At 61.4% G+C, this 19702-nt stretch carries 12 protein-coding genes and 1 pseudogene; 12 read left to right on the top strand and 1 reads right to left on the bottom strand.

Going from position 1 to position 19702, the window contains the following annotated elements:
- Positions 1 to 6 precede the first annotated feature (6 nt).
- The 4 genes from GD429_RS08665 (at position 7) to GD429_RS08650 (ending at position 5512) form a co-directional block, all read left to right on the top strand.
- Positions 7 to 792, top strand: coding sequence for an enoyl-CoA hydratase/isomerase family protein (locus GD429_RS08665; RefSeq protein WP_152856549.1), 786 nt, complete (start codon positions 7 to 9; stop codon positions 790 to 792).
- A gap of 39 nt (positions 793 to 831) precedes the next feature.
- The gene (locus GD429_RS08660) at positions 832 to 2829 is read left to right on the top strand and encodes an acetyl/propionyl/methylcrotonyl-CoA carboxylase subunit alpha (protein ID WP_152856548.1); all 1998 of its coding nucleotides are present in this window, start codon (positions 832 to 834) and stop codon (positions 2827 to 2829) included.
- Between the two features lie 322 nt (positions 2830 to 3151).
- Complete coding sequence (locus GD429_RS08655; RefSeq protein WP_152856547.1) at positions 3152 to 3355, top strand: hypothetical protein; 204 nt, start codon at positions 3152 to 3154, stop codon at positions 3353 to 3355.
- A gap of 42 nt (positions 3356 to 3397) precedes the next feature.
- Entirely contained in the window at positions 3398 to 5512 is a 2115-nt protein-coding gene (locus GD429_RS08650) for a phosphocholine-specific phospholipase C (RefSeq protein WP_152856546.1), read from the top strand.
- 129 nt (positions 5513 to 5641) lie between these two features.
- Here GD429_RS08650 and GD429_RS08645 read toward each other — a convergent pair.
- Positions 5642 to 6272: pseudogene (locus tag GD429_RS08645) on the bottom strand (hypothetical protein); the annotation flags it as partial.
- A gap of 286 nt (positions 6273 to 6558) precedes the next feature.
- Here GD429_RS08645 and GD429_RS08640 point away from each other — a divergent pair.
- From GD429_RS08640 to tssF, 8 genes are read left to right on the top strand one after another with little or no spacing between them, the layout of a single operon-like run.
- Positions 6559 to 8910 (top strand): type VI secretion system Vgr family protein, encoded by a 2352-nt coding sequence (locus GD429_RS08640; protein ID WP_152856608.1) that lies wholly within the window; start codon positions 6559 to 6561, stop codon positions 8908 to 8910.
- Positions 8911 to 8915: 5 nt separating this feature from the next.
- Positions 8916 to 11168: a M23 family metallopeptidase gene (locus tag GD429_RS08635; RefSeq protein ID WP_152856545.1), complete on the top strand. Its 2253-nt coding sequence runs from the start codon at positions 8916 to 8918 to the stop codon at positions 11166 to 11168.
- The gene (locus GD429_RS40975; protein ID WP_227791594.1) at positions 11165 to 12028 is read left to right on the top strand and encodes a PAAR domain-containing protein; all 864 of its coding nucleotides are present in this window, start codon (positions 11165 to 11167) and stop codon (positions 12026 to 12028) included. Before GD429_RS08635 ends, GD429_RS40975 begins: the two co-directional genes overlap by 4 nt.
- 19 nt (positions 12029 to 12047) lie before the next feature.
- Positions 12048 to 12737, top strand: a complete 690-nt coding sequence (locus GD429_RS08625) for a hypothetical protein (protein ID WP_227791593.1) — start codon at positions 12048 to 12050, stop codon at positions 12735 to 12737.
- Between the two features lie 30 nt (positions 12738 to 12767).
- Entirely contained in the window at positions 12768 to 13028 is a 261-nt protein-coding gene (locus GD429_RS08620; protein ID WP_152856544.1) for a PAAR domain-containing protein, read from the top strand.
- Positions 12980 to 14356, top strand: a complete 1377-nt coding sequence (locus tag GD429_RS08615) for a hypothetical protein (protein ID WP_227791592.1) — start codon at positions 12980 to 12982, stop codon at positions 14354 to 14356. Before GD429_RS08620 ends, GD429_RS08615 begins: the two co-directional genes overlap by 49 nt.
- The gene (locus GD429_RS08610; RefSeq protein ID WP_152856542.1) at positions 14322 to 17849 is read left to right on the top strand and encodes an ImcF-related family protein; all 3528 of its coding nucleotides are present in this window, start codon (positions 14322 to 14324) and stop codon (positions 17847 to 17849) included. Before GD429_RS08615 ends, GD429_RS08610 begins: the two co-directional genes overlap by 35 nt.
- Positions 17846 to 19699, top strand: a complete 1854-nt coding sequence (gene tssF / locus GD429_RS08605; RefSeq protein WP_152856541.1) for a type VI secretion system baseplate subunit TssF — start codon at positions 17846 to 17848, stop codon at positions 19697 to 19699. The genes GD429_RS08610 and tssF overlap by 4 nt, the downstream gene beginning before the upstream one ends.
- Positions 19700 to 19702: the final 3 nt, after the last annotated feature.

Below are 19702 nucleotides of genomic sequence, written 5' to 3'. Positions count from 1 at the left end.
CGGACGATGCGATACGAAACCATCAAGGTCAACGAAGCAAACCGCGTCGCGACCGTCACGCTCGCGCGTCCCGACGTGCGCAACGCGTTCAACGAGACGACGATCGCCGAGTTGACCACCGCGTTCGAATGGCTCGACGCGCACCAAGGCGTGCGCGCGATCGTGCTCGCGGCGGAAGGCGCCGCGTTCTGCGCGGGCGCGGACCTGAACTGGATGAAGAAGATGGCCGGTTACTCGGACGACGAGAACCGTGCCGATGCGCGCAAGCTCGCGCGGATGCTCGAGGCGATCCATCGCTGCGGCAAGCCGGTGATCGCGCGCGTGCATGGCGACGCGTATGCGGGCGGCGTGGGCCTCGTCGCGGCGGCCGATATCGCGATCGCCGCCGACGGCGTGAAGTTCTGCCTGTCGGAGGCGCGGCTCGGGCTGATTCCCGCGACGATCGCGCCGTACGTCGTGCGCGCGATGGGCGAGCGTGCGGCGCGCCGCTACTTCACGACGGCCGAGGTGTTCGACAGCGCGCGTGCCGCATCGCTCGGCTTCATTCACGACGCGGTGCCGGCCGACGCGCTCGACGAGACGGTCGCGAAGCTGGCCGCGACGCTCGTCGCGAACGGCCCCGACGCGGTGCGTGCATGCAAGCGGCTCGTCGCCGACGTGGCCGGCCGCGCGCTCGACGCGACGCTGATCGAGCAGACCGCCGACTGGATCGCGCGCACCCGCGCAGGCGCGGAAGCGCGCGAAGGGATCGCGGCCTTCCTCGAGAAACGCACGCCGTCGTGGCGTGAATGACGTCGTCGTGACCCACTCTTTCCGGACGAAACCGAAGCCATGTTCGACAAGATTCTGATCGCCAACCGCGGCGAAATCGCGTGCCGCGTCGCCGCGACGTGCAAACGTCTCGGGATCGCGAGCGTCGCCGTCTATTCCGACGCCGATGCGAACGCGAAGCACGTGGCCGCATGCGACGAAGCCGTGCACATCGGCGGCTCGGCGGCCGCGGACAGCTATCTGCGCATCGAGCGCATCATCGAAGCCGCGCGCGCGACCGGCGCGCAGGCGATCCATCCCGGCTACGGCTTCCTGTCGGAGAACGAAGATTTCGCGCATGCGTGCGAGGCGGCCGGCATTGCGTTCATCGGGCCGCCGGTCGACGCGATCGCGGCGATGGGGTCGAAGGCCGCCGCGAAGGCGCTGATGCACGCGGCCGCCGTGCCGCTCGTGCCCGGCTATCACGGCGACGACCAGGACGCGGCCTGCCTGCATCGCGAAGCCGACGAGATCGGCTACCCCGTGTTGCTGAAGGCGAGCGCGGGCGGCGGCGGCAAGGGGATGCGCGTGGTCGAGCGCTCCGGCGATTTCCCGGCGGCGCTCGCGTCGTGCCAGCGCGAGGCCGCGAGCAGCTTCGGCAACGACCGCGTGCTGATCGAGAAATACCTGACACGCCCGCGCCACGTCGAGGTGCAGGTGTTCGGCGACACGCACGGCAATACCGTGTACCTGTTCGACCGCGATTGCTCGGTGCAGCGCCGTCACCAGAAGGTGCTCGAGGAAGCGCCGGCGCCGGGCCTGCCCGACGAGTTGCGCCGCGCGATGGGCGAGGCGGCCGTCGCGGCCGCGCGCGCGGTCGGTTATGTCGGCGCGGGCACCGTCGAATTCATCATGACGGGCGACGCGTTCTACTTCATGGAAATGAACACGCGCCTGCAGGTCGAGCATCCGGTTACCGAGATGGTCACCGGGCTCGATCTCGTCGAGTGGCAACTGCGCGTCGCGTCCGGCGAGCCGCTGCCGTTGCAGCAGGACGAACTGCGCGTGCAGGGTCACGCGCTCGAGGCGCGCCTTTACGCGGAGAACCCCGCGCGCGGCTTCCTGCCGTCCACGGGCACGCTGAAGCACCTGCGGCTGCCGGAAGGCGTCGAGTTTGACATCGGCGCAGCGGTGCGCGTCGACAGCGGCGTGCGCGAAGGCGATGCGATCACGCCGTTCTACGATCCGATGATCGCGAAGCTGATCGTCCACGGCGCGGACCGCGCGGAAGCGCTGGGCCTGATGCTGCGCGCGCTGCGCGCGTGCGAGGTGGTCGGGCTGCATACGAATGCCGCATTCCTGCAGCGGATCGTCGCGTGCGAGCCGTTCGCGACGGCGGATCTCGATACGGGCCTGATCGAGCGCAACAATGACGCGCTGTTCGCACCGCAACAGCCGCCGCGCGCGACGCTCGCGCTTGCTTGCGCGGCGCTGCTCGCGCGCGAACGCGGAGCGGCCGCGCCGGGGGCATCGCCGTGGGGCGCGCTGCCGGACTGGCGACTGAACGGCGGTTATCGCCGCACGCTCGAATGGCGCGCGGTCGATCGCGAAGCGGACGTGACGGTCGCGTATGAAGACGACGGCGCCGTTGCGCGCATCGCGGCCGGTGATGCGGCCGCGCAACCGTTCGTTTGGACGCGCGGCGCAACGCCGCTCGATTTCGACGTGACGCTCGGCGGCATGCGCAGCAGCGGCCGCGTGTATGCGGACGGCGACACGTTCCATGTGTTCACGCAGGGCGCGGCCGAGACGTTCGAATGGCGCAACCTGCTCGCGCATGCGGGCGATACCGAACAGGGCGGCGGGCGTTTGACCGCGCCGATGCCCGGCAAGGTGATCGCGGTGCTGGTCGAACCCGGCCAGAAGGTCGAAGCCGGCACGCCGCTGATCGTGATGGAAGCGATGAAGATGGAGCACACGATCGGCGCGCCGGGTGCGGGCGTCGTCGCGGAAGTGCTGTACGGCGTCGGCGACCAGGTCGCGGATGGCGCGCAGTTGCTGATGATGGCGGAAGGCTGATCGACGCTTTCGCTGTGCGCGGGCCGGCAGTTGCCGGCCCGTGAAAACCGCTTCGCGAATCGCAGCACGCAGGTGGTTGCGACAGGTGCCGCATCGATTGAATCGACACGCCGGCGCCGCACCAATCTTTCTTTCGCATTACGTATTTCCTGCGAAATACATACTTCCGTCGAACGCATGGCCCGCTGTGCCACTTCCTCCCGCCGCACCTTCATCGTCACTCGACACCTTCGTGTAACAAGTCGAACATAGCATCTCGCCGTCGATATGACCGACGCGGGTTCGCGTCCGTGTCACGTCATCACATCCACGGAGATACGTTATGCGAACGTCGGCCTTACGGCCTTTCGCGGTCGTCGGCCTGGTCGCGCTGATCGCACTCCTCAGCGCCTGCGGCGACGACCTGAATGCGGACCCCGCGCCCGTCGCGCAGCAGAAGGCCGCCTGCGGCGGCGCCGTCGTCGCCACCGCGCAGATGCGCTGCCCGCCGGGTTTCACCGCGCCCGCATCGTCGCCCGCTTCCTGATACCGGTCGTTCCAACCAGAAATCCAATCAAGAGCAACCAGCATGGCCACTCATTCGCGACGCGATTTTCTGAAGTTCTCCGCCGGCCTCGCCGGCGCGACCGCCGCCACCGCACTGCTTCCCGAATCGATCCGCAAGGCGCTCGCGATCGAGCCGAATACCGTGACGGGCACGATCCAGGATGTCCAGCACATCGTCGTGTTCATGCAGGAAAACCGCTCGTTCGATCACTACCTCGGGCACTTGAGCGGCGTGCGCGGCTACAACGACCGCTTCCCGGTCACGCTGCCGAACGGCAAGCCGGTGTGGTTCCAGCCGCGGCAGGAAGACAAGACGAGCGTGATCGCGCCGTTCCGCTACGACACGACCGACCCGGGCGTCAACGCGCAGTGCATCGGCGGCCTGCCGCATACGTGGGCGACGACGCACGGCGCGATCGACAACGGCCGCGCGGACCAATGGGCGGCGCAGAAGTCCAACATGACGATGGGCTACCACGTCCGCGACGACATCCCGTTCCACTACGCGCTCGCGGATGCGTTCACGGTGTGCGACAACTACTTCTGCTCGATCCCGGGCAACACGCACCCGAACCGCATGTACCTGATGACGGGCATGGTCGATCCGCTCGGCACGGGCGGTGGCCCGCTGCTCGACAACACCGACTACATCGACAACCAGTTCGACAAGATCAAGTTGCCGCCCTTCAACTGGACGACCTACCCGGAGCGGCTCGAACAGGCCGGCATCTCGTGGCAGGTCTACCAGCAGGGCACCGGGTTCGACAATTTCACCGGCAACTACGGCACGAATATGCTGGCGTGCTTCGACAACTTCGTGAATGCGCCGGCCGGTTCGTCGCTGCAGACGCGCGGGATGAGCACGCGTCCGATCACGCAACTGAAAGCCGACGTGCAGGCGAACGCGCTGCCGCAGGTATCGTGGCTGCTGCCGCCCGCCGCGTATTCGGAGCACCCGAAGTTCACGCCGCTGTACGGCGCCTACTACCTGTCGACGATCCTCGACGCGCTGACGTCCAATCCGGACGTGTGGAGCAAGACCGTCCTGCTCGTCATGTACGACGAGAACGACGGCTTCTTCGACCACGTCGTGCCGCCGCAGGCGCCGACGCTGCCGGGATCCGGCATGAGCACCGTGGACGTGTCGCTCGAGCGGCACAACGTCGTGACCTCGACGCAGAGCGGCACGTATACCGCCGACAACCTGCCGTACGGCCTCGGCCCGCGCGTGCCGATGTTCGTCGTGTCGCCGTGGTCGAAGGGGGGCTTCGTCTGCTCGCAGGTCTTCGATCACACGTCGGTGCTGCAATTCATCGAGAAGCGCTTCGGCGTGATGGAAACGAACATCTCGCCGTGGCGCCGCGCGATCTGCGGCGACCTGACGTCGGCGCTCGACTTTTCGAAATCGGACGCGACGCTGCCGACCCTGCCGAGCACGCAGGCGTATGTCGCGCAGGCGGACCTGCAATGTTCGCGTGCGTCGTCGCAGACCGCGCCGACCAGCACCGCGCAGCAGGTCGTGACCGCGCAGGAGCCCGGCACGCGGCCGGCGCGCGCGCTGCCGTACGAACTGCACGTCACCGGCCAGCTCGGCGCGCAAGGCTATGCGCTGACGTTCGCGAATACCGGCACGCAAGGCGCGCACTTCTGGGTCTATACGGGCGACGCCACCGCGATGCCGCGCCGCTATACGGTCGAAGCGGGCAAGCAGTTGACCGATACGTGGGCGCTCGACGCGAACGGCAACTACCTGGTGAGCGTCTGGGGCCCGAACGGCTATTTCCGGCGCTTTGCGGGGGCCGCTGCCGCGGACGCCGTCGCGAAGCCTGAAATCACCGCGTGCTATGACGCGGCGAACGGCGACGTTTACGTGACGTTCGCCAATGCGGGCAGCAGCGCGCTGACGATCACGGCGACCGACGTTGCCTACGGCGGGGCGGCGCGCACGCTGACGATTCCGGCGGGGCAGCGCGTCGAGGCGCACTGGGATCTGTCGTGCAGCAGCCACTGGTACGACCTGCAGTTCGCGGTTGCCGGGAATGCGGGCTGGATGCGCCGCATCGCGGGGCACGTCGAAACCGGCAAGGCCAGCGTCACTGATCCGGCGGCCGTCGCGCCGACGGTTACGGCGATCTGACGGCAAGCGGCATGCGTCGCCGGCTGGTTGGAGCCGGCCGGCGCATGCGCTTGAGATGTTGATGTCGCGGTGGCGGCGTCAGGGCATCAGCCCGTCGTCGTGCGCCATCATCGGCGCGCGCATCGCGGACTACATCCCGTAGTAATGCACGATGTAGCTGTCCGCGCGGCGAAACAGCCAGCGCGTGTTTAAGCTGACGAGATCGGCCACGCCTTCGCCGTGCAACTGCCCGTCGCGCTCCATCGCGCGAATGAAATGCAACTGGTCGCCGTCGCTGGCATGGACGGTCGACCTGTCTTGCGGCGCGGCGATCGTGGCCATCGTGGCCATCGTGTCGCGCAGCATCGCGTCGTTGCGTTCGGTGCGCCGGGACGCCGTCACGCCGGAGTTGAATGTGCACTGGCCGATATCTTGCGCGAGCAGCCAGTCTCGCCCTTCGAGCGGCGGCTCCAGCGCTTTCTGCTGGTCCGCGATCAGCACGTCGGCGTCGAGCCGCACGACCCATTCGTGGTGCCGCAGGTACGCATGCAGCGGCCAGGGCTTGAACCGGTTGCCGGTCGCGTGCAGTCCGATCTCGGCGGGAATGTCGCGATGCACGTAGAGCGTATCGCCGTGCGCGTCGCAGTGGCGCCGGACACTTGTTGATCGCGAACGTTGATTAGCGGCACCACATGGGATCGAGATTGGGGCCAGTCGGCATGACCGGATACAGCCCGTCGCTCGGTGTCATGTCGTGATGCGTGTCGAGATCCGTGAACAGCCTCATTAATTTTCCAATAGCTGTATTGCATTAAAAATCATCGCGTGAGTTTCTCGCGAGAGATTCAGGCATTGCATGCATTTCGTGAAAGTTATGGAATTTTAACGATTTGAAAACTTAATTTTCACGTCACTGATTTAATTTGCCGTTTTCGTAAATTTCGTATTTGTCTCATGGATTTTGCTGCGAATACTTGCTTAACTCGGGAAAATCTGACGGCATCGTATTCCTGAGGTTTTGGCGAATGGGCGTGCCGATGTATGTAACCCTTCATGCAACGGTGGCCATGCGAACCATTCAGGATGTGCTCAAACACCCGAGCGCGATCGCTACCCAGTCGCTTCATCTCGAGATCGCGACGCTTGCCTCTCCGCTCTCCGTGTTCGAATTCACGCTCACGGAGGCGATGAACACGCCGTTTCTTGCCGACATCACGGTCACGTCTCCAGACAAGCATATCGAGGGCGCGGCCTGCGTCGGGCGGCCGGCGATCTTCATGATCGACGAGCATGCGTCGGTGCCGTCCCTGCCGGGGTTGATCGACCCCGTGCTTCACACCGCGCGCACCGTGCACGGTATCGTCATGCAGTGGACGCGGATCAAGACCACGCGTGACGAGGCGACCTATCAACTGCATCTGAAGCCGCGCTTCGCGCTGCTCGAGTCGGTGCATGACTCGGCCGTGCTTCTCGACCGCTCCTTGCGCGAGTTGCTCACCGACGCGATCGTCGACCGCAACCTGTTCCAGTCCTTCGATGTCGAGTTCGAACTGGAAGGGCTTGACGGGAAGTTCGAACAAACCGTGATGTACGAAGAGACGGTCGCGAACTTTATCGACCGGCATTGCCGGCGCGCCGGGGTCTATTACTACTTCAAACAGGCGAAGAAAGAAGACGGCCCGCAACGCGACACGTTGGTGTTCGGCAATACAGCACGAGGCTATGTGCGTGCGCTCGAAGTGCCGTTGCTGCCGCACTCTGGTCTGGTGAGTTGGCACGAGGCGATTCTGACGTTGGAAGCCACGCGCGAGCTGGTGCCGCAGACGGTGCGCGAATGGGATCACAACTATCGCACCCCCGACGATCCGTTGCAGGTCGAATCGGTCGTGGCCGACGACGATCGCTCGGTCTATGGGAGCGTGAACCGCAGCATCGAGCACTTCCATTCGGTCGAAGAGGGGCAGGCGCTGGCTGATGCGCGGCGTGACGAACTGCTCACGCGGCAGATGCGACTCGCGGGCACGAGTAACGTGATTGGCATGATGCCCGGCATGGTGGTGCGGATCACCAATGACGTGGTTCCCGAGGCGCCGCACGGGATCGTGATCACGAAGCTCGTCACGACCGGCAGTCGCAGCCAGTCGGTGACCAACACCTTCGAAGCGATCCCCGCGCACCAGACCTACCGGCCGGAATATGTGCCCGAAAAGCACTGGCGATGGATCACCGGCATGCTGATCGGTGTGATCGAGTCCGGCGATGACGAACCGTACGCGTGGATGGATGAACACGGCCGCTATCGCGTCAAGTTTCTGTTCACTCGACACAGCGGCAAACGAGGCACGAACAGCATGCCGTTGCGCTTGCTGCGGACGTCTGCGTCGTATCAGGGTGGCTTGCACATTCCCTTGTTGCCAAGAACGGAGGTTCGCGTTGTCCCGACGCAAGGCAATTGCGATCGATTGCTGATTGCCGGGGCGGTTCATGACTACGCCCGCCGGGATCTGGTACATGGCAAGGAGGGCTGGTACAGCCGCGCCGTGTTCCGCTCACCGTTGCTTGGCAACAAGCTGCGCTTCGAAGACCTGAAAAACCACGAGGGCATTCGGCTGGCGACGGTGTTTGGGCAGTCATCGCTCAATATGGGTTATCTGGTCGACAGGGAGAAGAACAAGCGCGGTGAGGGCTTCGAACTGACCACGCAGCACTGGGGCACGGTGCGTGCGCCGAAGGGGCTGTTTTTCTCGGCGGACGCAGCCGCCGGATCCGAGACGCCGCACCTCGATATGCCTGCCGCGATCGCGCAGCTCAAGGCTGCGTTGCAGCGCGTGGCGGATCTTGCGGCAGCGACGACGCAAGCCAAGGGCGACCCTGCGGACCGTGCGGCGCAGACGGCACTGCTCGATGGCCTGAATCAGCTTCGCGACGCGGGGCTGCTTGCGAGCGCTCCCGGTGGTATGGCATTCGTGACACCGAAATCGACGCAGCACTCGGCGGGCGAGAACGTGATCGTCACCGCAGGGCAGGACATGGACGTGAGCATCGTCAAGCGCCTGCGCATGGTCGCGGGTGACCTGATATCGCTGTGCGCGCACAAGCTTGGCATCAAGATTTTCTCGAAAGGGAAAATCGAGTTGCAGGCCCAAGGCGCCCCTATGGATCTCTTTTCCGACCAGCAATTGCATGTGTCGAGCGCCGGCGCGAACGTGCTCGTGAGCGCTAAGACCAAGGCGACGGTGGTCAGCGGCGGTGCGTCAATGACCATCGAGAACGGCAACGTTGTCTTCAACTGTCCGGGCGAATTCCGCATCAAGGCGGCGTCGTTTAAGTTCGAAGGGCCTGGCCATACATCGGTCGAACTGCCACAACTGCCGGTAAGCGACTATCAGCCGAACACTCGATATAGCCACACGCATTAACGACCATGATTATCAGCCCCCCATTTTTGCCCGATGCAGGTCTCGCGGCCCCAACCGGGACGAACCCCGATCCGATGATGGACGCGGTGGACAAATTCGAATGCGCCCATGGTGTCTACCCGATCGCCTTCGATCGGCGCTGGCATTGTGGTGTGCATCTTCAGCCGAATACAAAGGCCAAGGTGTACGCGATCGCCGATGGCGAGGTCGTTGCCTACCGGGTGTGTCAGCATGCGGTTGACGACGGCGCGAGCCATACAGGATTTGTGCTGCTCAAGCATACGACCGAGACCGGTGAGGGCCGCACGCTGACCTTCTATTCTCTCTATATGCATCTGTTGCCGTTGGTGGAATATGGGGAGCACGGTGCGGACTCTAAAGAGTTGCCTTACGAGTTCTTGCGCATGCCGACTGGCCCGGTGAGCAAGGGGCAGGTGACGCCGGCGGTCTCGGGGGAGGGCAAGAAGGTCCGGCGCAAGGACGTGCTTGGGTGGCTTGGAAAATATGAAGATATGCCGCATTTGCATTTCGAAATCTTCATGTTGCCGGAGGATTTCGACGCCTATTTTGGGCGCACGCAACTGGGTAACAGTACGCCAACCCCTCCCGCTCCTACTGAAACCGACTGGTGGGGGCATGCGTACTTCGTCATTCCAGCAGGCAGCGCGTTTCGCCGTCTGCCTGAAAAAGCCGATGCCCGCAACAAATTACACGGGATCGCATTCAAGCCAGGTCACGAGGGCTCTAACACCCTGCCGTTGCTTGTTGAGACCTACTTCAGCCTCGGTTCGAAATACACCAACGTTTGGAGCTTGGCACAGGACGGCACCCGCGCGCTGCTCACGCCACAGCCCGTTGAGGAAAAGGACTACGAATACGATCTGTATAAGCGTGCGACAGCGCTTTATTCGTCATGTCCAAGCGATGGTTACGAACTACTGCGTTTTGGTCGCATCCTGTCCACAGACAAAAAATTGGCTGCCGATGCATGCGTGACATGGATGCAGGTCAACTGGGCGGCGGACAGGGCCGGCTACATTGATATCAATGACTCGAATATTCATAAGTTCTCCGACGCTGATTTCCTGTCCTTTATGGGTTGGCAGAAAATTAGTAACGGTAATACACCGTTCGGCAGTGACGGTCTATGCGATGTAGATGCATTGAAAAAAATTGTCAAGGCTGCTGCAGATAGTGAGCAGCCAACGGTAGTGGTGAAAACGACCGAAAACCAGAAAGCAGCCGCACTTTCGAGCTATGTGAAATACAACGATCAGGTACGCCAGCAGTTGTGCGGATTTGTCTGTGACGCGCCCAGCGAGTGGGATAGTGCAAATAACGAGGAGCGCTATGCGAAGTTGCTTGATGAGGACGGCTATTACCACGGTAATGACAAGGGCTACAATGATTTCATGAAGTATCTGAAGGAAGTTCAGTTTTGGAACAAGACAGGACTTCCGGCAGGGCAGAAGCTGTGGTTTTTCCATCCGCTTGCGTTTATTCGGCATTTCAGACGGTGTGGCTGGCTATCGTTGCCCGAACTCTCGTGCATCTACCCAGATAAGTTCTATAGACGTAAAGAAACGCCAGATCCAAATGCCAAGAGAGAACAATATCGGATATCGCTCAATCAAGGAATGCGCAAATATCTGATAAGCACATCAACGAGGATGACACATTTTCTTGGCCAAGGAGCCGTGGAATCATTCATGCTCGCTCGCATGTTGGAAGCGTCCACCACCAATTTTTCGGCGAGTCTTCAACCTGAGACAAGTGGTTATTACAACAGTAAAGATGATCGCTATTTCGACTATCTTGAAGGGCGAACTGATCTTGGAAACATCGCCTCTGGCGATGGGATCAAATTCCGAGGTCGTGGCATGAAGCAACTTACCGGGCGAGTGAACTATGCCAGCTACTGGGTGTACCGCGGCTGGCTAGATTCATCGTCATTCGACAAAAAATGGTGGGAAGATAAAACGCGTCGCCGACCTATTATTGCCGCCCCCCAACAAATTAGCATCGTTCCATTCAACTGCATCGATGCAGGCGGGTGGTATTGGACGGCAGGCGCTGCAAGCAATAAGTACATTACGATTAATTCATCGATCCAAGAACTAGACGTTTCCGCTCAAGCCATTTTCTCCGTATCTCGTTCCATTAACGGGATAAATAAAAAGACGCGTAAACCAAACGGGCTAGAAGATCGCATTAGCCACACTCAACGAATTTCAAAAATACTAATGGATCTGGCATGAAAAATATAAATGCCATCGCACTTCTTATTTTAAGCAATTTTACTTGGCTCATATCGCCTTCGTATGCGCAAAATATTACATTTAACAACGGGACGGAGATTCATCTTCCAACTTACGAAAACAAACGAACCAACCCAGATGGTTCCGGTTCCGTATGCGTAGATGTGAATCGACTAGAGGCGATAGCCACCATATGTCTATACGATAAAACTTCTTACAAAATTACTCAAGACAACGGATTCATTAAATATAGAGAACTTTCTTCGGAAGGTAGAAATCGAATTTCTTCATTGCCTGATGATGCCCTTGTGTACGTAGAAGGGAGCTATAGCACGCTCTATGAAACAAGAAAGGGAAAAATTGGCGATTTTATAGTATATGAGGCTGATAACACACTCTGTGACGTTTCTGACGCTACAGAAAAACGTCCCGCAGTCTGTTACGCAGCAGCACTAATTCCATCAAAAAAGTCCAACACGCCTCCAGCAATTTTTGTCTCCGCCATCATTGAACAGCCGCCCACTCCCGGCGGAGCGCTCAGTAAAAAAGCAGAGAATAAAGTAAATTCAATCAGAAAAATAATTAAATCCATAAGGGTCGTAAATAGTCACAAAGCGAAAGCCAAAATGAAATCTCCTATCCGTAAAGGCGACAAACTCGAACATGGCGGCGAAGTGACCGGAATGTGCTCTCCGTGGAGCACATTCATGGGCAGGCCACTTGCCCGCAAGGGCGACGAGGCAGTCTGTGATCTACACACGGCCCGACAGTCATTGATGAGGGCGCCGACAAGTTTCCCGATCGCGACCACAAGCTGTTCGCGCTGGACGGCCATCGCTGCGCATGTGGTTGTCGGCTGATTTTCGAAATTACATAAGTATGGTGGATTATTTTTTAATTTTACTTGGATTGATTGTTATGGGTGGTCGACGATTCTTCGCGTTGAATATTTCGCTGGCGTTGTTCATTCTGCTCCTTGTGCCGCGAGCCTATGCAGCCGGCGTTCCTGTTGCTATTCAGGCAGCAATAAAGGCCCGCACCGATGAGACTCATAAATTTCGGCCGCCTGTTATTGATGCCGGGCCTGTAATGCAGGGTGTTTATATTTATTTTGTTGAGAATTCGTCGGATATTCCGGGTTATGCCAAAGACGGTATGCCCTACGTGCTTGATGCGCACCTCTTGTTTGTTGATGGAAATCATGGATGGCACGATGTTGTTTTTGATCGTTATGTGAAGGATGACGGAGTTCCGGAGATTTCCGCTGTATTTTTTGTGAATGCTGATCATGAACAGAGAAGCAAGGAGGTTGTTGTTTTGGTGCGAACGCCACTCAATCATTATGATTACGGTGGTGAGTATTTTGATGGCTATGTCTACAAATTGACTGGTGATCCGAGAGCGGGAGTTGTTTTTGCTGGCCTGCAAAGTGATGTCAGTGCGCCTTTCTTAGATCAATGCGAGTGCGGTTTTCGCGATGGGCGAACTACGCATGCGCAGTATAAAGATGTTGATTCTATTAGAAAGGCGCTTAAAAATAAATATCGAGCTGCTCATTGGGTAAATTGAGTGATTTATTATTGATGTGTGGAAGGCTAAATGAAATCTCCCATCCGCAAAGACGAGAAACTCGAACACGGCGGCGAAGTCACCAGTGGCTCGCCCTGGACCGAATTCATGGGCCGGCCCCTTGCCCGCAGGGGCGATGAGGCGACCTGCGAACTGCATGGCCCGACCGTCATTGACGAGGGCGCCGACAAGTTTCCCGATCGCGACCACAAGCTGTTCGCGCTGGACGGCCATCGGTGCGCATGTGGTTGCCGGCTGATCTCGTCGTTGCCGAACGTCCACTTCGCGTAATGCCCGTCGACCTTTCTCCGGCGGGGCGCCCGAGCGCCTATCCGCACCGGCCACGCTTCTGGCCGTGGTGGTTCTGCATCTGGCTGGCGTGTGCGGTGTTCGGAGCGGCCATTACTTTGCTGATGTGGCCGAAGAGTGAACGCGCGGGCGACACATGGTTCTGGTTCTGCGTCGTCGGTATCCCGAACGGCTTTTTCGGCTTGCTCTTCGCGATCGAGCGCGCTCGCTATGAGGCCATGTGGTATCGCGCATACCACCGCAACGTCCATCGCGACCGATGGCTGGCGGAGCGCATCCGCGTCGCCCAGCAGCCGCTTCGGGTGCTGGGCGTCGGCTACTGCTTGCCCTTGAACGACCAGACGCTTGCACAGGCGATCCATGCTGGCATGCGTTTGCCGCGACAACAACAGCCCCGTTTGGGTGCGGGTGTCGTCGAGCATTGCCGTTTTGATGACTCGCCGGAAATATTCGACGAAGTCGACGCGGTCGATCCAACTGACGAGGGCGGGACCGATGCCGTAGAGGAAGAGGCTCCAAAGCGACCCGCTACCCAGCTTGCACTCAGGATTGCCGAAGCGCTTGAACCGCTCACTGCGAGCCTGCATGCGCTCACGCACTATGAATCGGCTCACTGGCCAAAGGTGCGCGTGCTGGCCGAACCCGGCGAGGAAGTTTTGCGCGAGCAGGAGGTGCGCGACGCGCTGCAATTGGCCGGTCTGCCACCGCTTACCGTGTTGGCGGTACCGGCTTCGCACGGATTGCTGGTGGCTGACGCGTGGCTCGACGCCCGCGAGGCATGCCCGCTGCTCGTGATTGCTACGACATGGCACGAAAAACAGCCGCCGGCCGGCAGCACGGAGGGATGTGTCGCGATGCTGCTCGATGCCGGCTTCTACTGTCTACCTGAAGGTGTGCCCGTGATGGCAACCCTTCATCGGCCAGTCGAAGGCAAGACCGACGAGATTGAGTACGGATTCGCGAATGCCGTGATTTGGGGCAGGGCGGATTTCTCTGTCGTTACGCGTGCCTGGGTCACGCGTGCCGTCAAGCGTTGCAATCAGGGGCTGCGCATCGCGAACCTGGATGCGCTTGCGAATAGCGACGCCCAATGCGAACTCGCCTACATCGTCGGCGATTTTGGTAGCGCCTGCGGCTGGCTGTCCGTCGCAGCCGCTACCGAATGTGGTGCGACGGACGCGCCACAACTGATCATCGATGGCGCGCAGTCCGCCATTGTTCACGTTCTTCCCGGTACGCACGGGAAGGAACCTTTGTTGTCTGAACACGCTCAGCATGACCGATCCGAAACTGACTTTGCGACCGCTTGACTCAGCCCCCGCTGAGGAATCTGCGCCCTCTGGACGGCTCGCGCTCTGGGGAGTGATCGTTGCAGCCCTGATCGTTTCCGCGTTCGCGATTGGCCTCGTGTGGGGCCGGGGCGACCTGTTCGGTCTCGCGCCCGGTGTGGCGCGTATGCAGGTGGTGATCATCATCGTCATCGCCCTGCTTGGCTTCATCGCCATACATTTCTGCTTGTTTTTCATCGGCGCATACGCCGTCGCTGGACGGATGTTTCGCAAGGAGACCGGTGACACGACGGAGGCGCAGAATCCGCTCAAACGCGACGCACGTCTGCAACGGATGGTCGATGAACTACGTGTCTCGCAAGGATGGCGCTGGCGATACCGATCACCGTGGCTGCTGGTGAGCGGAACGGACGCATTGATCGACAAAGTCGCGCCGGGCCTCAAGCGCGCGGGTGCGATGTCAGTCGGCAACGCGATCCTCGTGCACGTGGCACCGGACGGCATCGAGGCGAGCGAGTGGCGCCGTCAGATCCAGAGGCTGCGGCCTCGGCGGCCGGTCGATAGCGTAGTGCAAGTCACGCACGTGGATGAGCGCGATACCGAACTGCCGCGTGTGCTTGCCGCGCTCGCGAACGATCTCGGCTGGGCCGCGCCCGTTACCTTCCTGCATGCGGTGCCTGCGCAGGGCGGGAGCCCCGAGACGTTCGAGACGATTGGCGCGTTTCCGGGGCCGGCGTACAAGGGAGCGCCAGCAGCGGTCGCCTTACGCGATCAGCTTGCCACTATTGAGCGTGGTACAGCGGATGCAGGCGTGCGGCTTTGTGCGGCACCCGCACGCGTCAACTATCTCGCCGAGATCTCGCAATACATCGGTAAACAGCACGAACACATCGTCACGAACTGGCAAGCGCTACTTGCTTCGCACTCTTTGCGAGCGCCGCTGGCGGGGGTGATGTTCGCGCCCGTATTTGCAACGACGGTGACCATGCCGGCGCCCGTGCCGGTCGCCGAGGGCGGGGACGCGGCGCCAAACGCTGCAACAGTTAAGAACGAACCGGTTGAGTTCCCGCGACAACCCGCCGCGTTATTGCCGACGTGGCTTGAAATTGCCAGCCGACGAGGCAACGGCCGGCGCGTGGGGTTCTACTGGCCGAACGCGCTGGCGATGTGCGTGACCCTTGCCGCGATTACATGGTGCATATGGATGACCGCATCGTTCATCGGCAACCAGCAACTCATGCGCGAGGCGGAGGAGACGGCGAACGCTGCCGTCGGCGCCCGGCCACAGACGGCAGTTGCCTGGCGCACGCAGCTCGCGTTACAGCAGTTGATGGAAAAGCTTGAATACCGGCAGCAGCATGGCGCGCCGTGGTACCTGCGCGCGGGCCTGTCGCGCAATGGCGATATCCTGAATGATCTCTGGCAACCCTACCGAATCGCGGCGACCCGTAACTTGCAGATACCCGTCGTGCAAACGATCGGCGAACTGCTGAAAGCCGCAGACCAGACTCGCGCCGACAGCCTTCAATCGCAGGACATACGCAGCAGTACCTACAACGCGCTCAAGACGTACCTGATGCTCGGCGACCCGTCGCGCGCCGATCCGGCGTTTCTAAAGCGCCTGCTGGTCGCCTTGTGGTCGCGACCCGTCGAGATGCCGCTAGGCGAGCGCGACGATACCGGCCGGCGGCTCGCGGCGTTTTACGCCGATCACCTCCAAGCGCATCCCGAATGGCGGATTGCGATGGACGACAGTGTTGTGACCTCGACTCGTAACATGCTGGTCACCCAAATGGGACTCGAATCGGCCGACGATACGGTGTACCAAAGTATTCTCGACGACGTTAAGAACAAATACGCCGACGCGTCGCTCGAAACCCTCCTGAACGGTGCCGATGCCTACGGGATGTTCACGGCGTCGCAGACTGTACCGGGAATCTATACGCGCGCAGCATGGGACGGGATGATCGCTGCGGCGATCGACAAGGCATCCCGCGAGCGTCGGGTGAGCCGTGACTGGGTGTTGACCGGTTCGCAGGCGTCGCATACGAAAACCAAGGCGATCGTTGACGAAAAGCGCGCGGCCGAGGAACTGAAGCAGCGGCTGACGGCGCGCTATTTTGGCGAATACACGGCTGCGTGGCAGCGCATGCTCAACAGTATGCAGTGGCAGCCGGCATCCAATCTCAGCGGCGCGGTCGAACAGCTTTCTCGACTCGCGGATGCACAGACCTCGCCGTTGATCGCGCTGATGAAATCCGTGCAATATCAGGCGCAGGCGGGGCGCCCGTCGCAGGCGCTGGCCGACACGCTGGTGCGCAAGGCGCAAGACCTGATCGGCACGGACGAGCAGGCGGGAGCGGCCGTCGTCAATCCGCTCGACAAACCGTTTGGTCCGCTGCTCGTACTGATAGGCGACGCGGGCGCGTCGCCGACCGCTGCAAATGAGAAGACCGCTGCGCCGGCCAGTATCGCGCTGAACGGCGTGAGCCTGTCGCGCTACCTGACGGCAGTCACGACGATGCGGCTGAAGTTGCAGCAGATTTCCGGCAGTCCCGATGCGCAGGCGATGGCGCGCTCGCTTGCGCAGGCGGTGTTCCAGGGGAAGTTGTCGGAGTTGTCGCAGGCGCGCGATGACGCGGCGCTGACGGCCGCAAGTCTGGGTACGGCGTGGGCGGGTTTTGGCGATGCGGTGTTTACGCAGCCGCTCGAGTCCGCGTGGCAGACGATCCTGCAACCGGCCGCAGCGAGCCTGAACGACGCATGGCGAGCCAGTGTTGCTGCGCCTTTCAACGCGGCGATGAGTGGCCGCTATCCGTTCTTCGATACGCAGGCCGATGCGTCCTTCGCCGAGCTTGGCCGCTATGTGCGTCCCGATACCGGATTGATCTCGCGTTTCGTCACCACACAACTGGCCGGCGTGATGAAGCTGGAGGGCGATCACTGGACGCCGAATGAGTTTGCGCCGCAGGCGCTGCAGTTCGACCCGAAATTCCTGAGCGCCGTCCGGCAGTTGTCGACGGTTGGCGCGCAGCTTTACTTGCAGGGCGACGCGGGAGAGAAATTCGAAATGATGGCGCTGCCGACACCGAAGGTAACGCGCTCGGAACTGTCGGTCGACGGCAAGCAGATCGTCTATTTCAATCAGCAGGAGCGCTGGACGCGGCTGGCGTGGCCGGGCAATGGCCTGAACGGACACGCGGGGCTCACGTGGCAGACGCTCGACGCGAGCCTGCGGCAGGCGTTCGGTTCGACCGGCGATTGGGCGTTCCTGCGGCTGCTGAGCAAGGCGGACGTCAAGCAGCTTGATAGCACGCGCTATCGGCTCACGTGGAACACCGGGAACGGCGAGCCGCTTTCGTACGTGCTGCGCACACAGGTCGGCGCCGGGCCGATCGACCTGTTGAAACTGCGCGGGTTCCGAATGCCTGATCGCATTTTCGTGGTCGGCAAGGCGGGTGTCGTGTCCACCATGCCGCTCCTGCCGCCGCTGCCCCCGGATCTCCAGCCATGAGTGAAGACAAAAACAAACCGTTGATGCCCGAAGGGGGCGGCTTCGGCGCGGAGGACGATCCGTACCTGCGCTACTTCGATGCCGAGATGTGCTACCTGCGCGAAGCGGGGCGGGAATTTGCGAAGGACCAGCCGCAAGGCGCCCGCCGTGTGGGAATGACGATGATGCCCGGTGCGCTACACGACAGTGTCGAGCGGACTTACGAGGGCTTCGCTTTCCTCGCGAGCCGGCTGCACATGAAGCTTGACGACGCGTTGCCGGAAATCGCTGATCCGCTGATCGACCACCTGTGGCCGCATGCAGGTCGCACGATTCCGTCGCTGGCGATCCTCGAATGCATGCCCCGCACCGGCGAGGCGCGGAATCTCGATACGTTGCCGCCTGGGTTGCAGGTGCGTTCGACACCGGTCGGCCATGGCGGGACGATATGCGTTTATCGAACCACTCAGGCGGTAAGCCTGTTGCCGCTCAACGTGCGCGAGGCGGGCGCGCGCATGCGCGAGGACGGTCGCACGGTGATTCGGCTCGCGTTCGACCTGCTGCACCGCGAGCAGCGGTTGCGGGATGACCTGTCGCGTATCCGGCTTTACCTGCATGGCGACCGGCCGACTGCTTCCGCGCTGTACGCGGTGTTCACGCGCCAGGTCGAGTCGATCGGCGTGCGCATGCCGCGCATACTCGACGGCCAGTTGCAGCCGCGTCCGGCCATGAGATTCGAGGCGGCTGGCTTTGGCGCACAGGCGCGACTGTGGCCGGTCAATCACGACGCACGCGACGCCGATCTCGATCGCGAGCAGACGATGCTCGAATATTTTGCGTTCCCGGAGAAATTCCACTTCGTCGACTTGTGCGGTTTCGACGCGGCGAGTGTGCCACCGGGCGAAACGCGTGTTGAATTCGAAATCGTGATCCGGGATCGGCTGCTCGGTGACGTCACGTTCGGCGCGGACAATATCCGGTTGTTCTGCACGCCGGTGATCAACCTGTTCGAGTTGGACGCGCAGGCAATCCGACCGAACGTACACGATCGCGACTATCCGGTGCTCCCCCCCGCGTCAGCAGGCGATCACGTTGAGCCCTACGAAGCGCTGTCAGTCGTGGCGACCGATCCGCGCACCGCCAATCAATACGCGTATCGGTCGATCAAGGAATTCCGTCACCGCGGCGGGATGATGCGACACGAGTCGCCGGATCGCTACTACCACGCGTCGATTCGGCACGGCGTGACCGGCCAGCGCGAGATGGTCGTGACGTTAGGGGGGCATCTGTGGGATGAGCCGGGCAGCCTGCCGGACGGGCACGTGACGGTCCGGGTGTTGGCAAACAATGGCAGGTTGCCGCGCATGGCCCTGCGTGAATCGATGATTGCCACGCCTGCTTCGACCTTTAACGGTGTCGAGCGCGTACGCAACCTGACGGCCCCGACGATGCCGCTGTATCCCCCGCGCGGTGGCCACTATGACTGGCAGGTGATCTCTCACTTCAATGCGGCCGGTGCGAGCGAACTGAACATGATGGACGCGAAGGTGCTGCGCGGCGCGCTGTTGTTGTACGACTGGACGCGACAGGACGATAACCGGCGACGCATCGAGGCGATCCACAACGTGTGGCTCGACGAGGAAACGGAACTGGTGGGGGCGCGCGTCGATCGCATCGTGAATGTGAACGTGGGTATCGAGCCGTCGGGTTTCGCTGGGCCGGGCGACGTCGCGCTGTTCGGCGACGTACTCAGCCGCTTCGTAGGCCGCTACGCGTGTTGCCACTTTGCGGTGCGGCTCGTTCTGTATGAGGGCGTGGGCGGCCCGATCGGGCGCTATCCGTGCATGAGCAAGACGGGAGATTGGTTGTGATAC

This window comes from Burkholderia sp. BE17 (genome assembly GCF_009362305.1).
In the GTDB taxonomy this organism is placed as follows: Bacteria; Pseudomonadota; Gammaproteobacteria; order Burkholderiales; family Burkholderiaceae; genus Burkholderia; species Burkholderia pyrrocinia_C.
The sequence above is the reverse complement of the archived record's forward strand: the minus strand, read 5'-3'. Positions and strand labels throughout refer to the sequence as shown.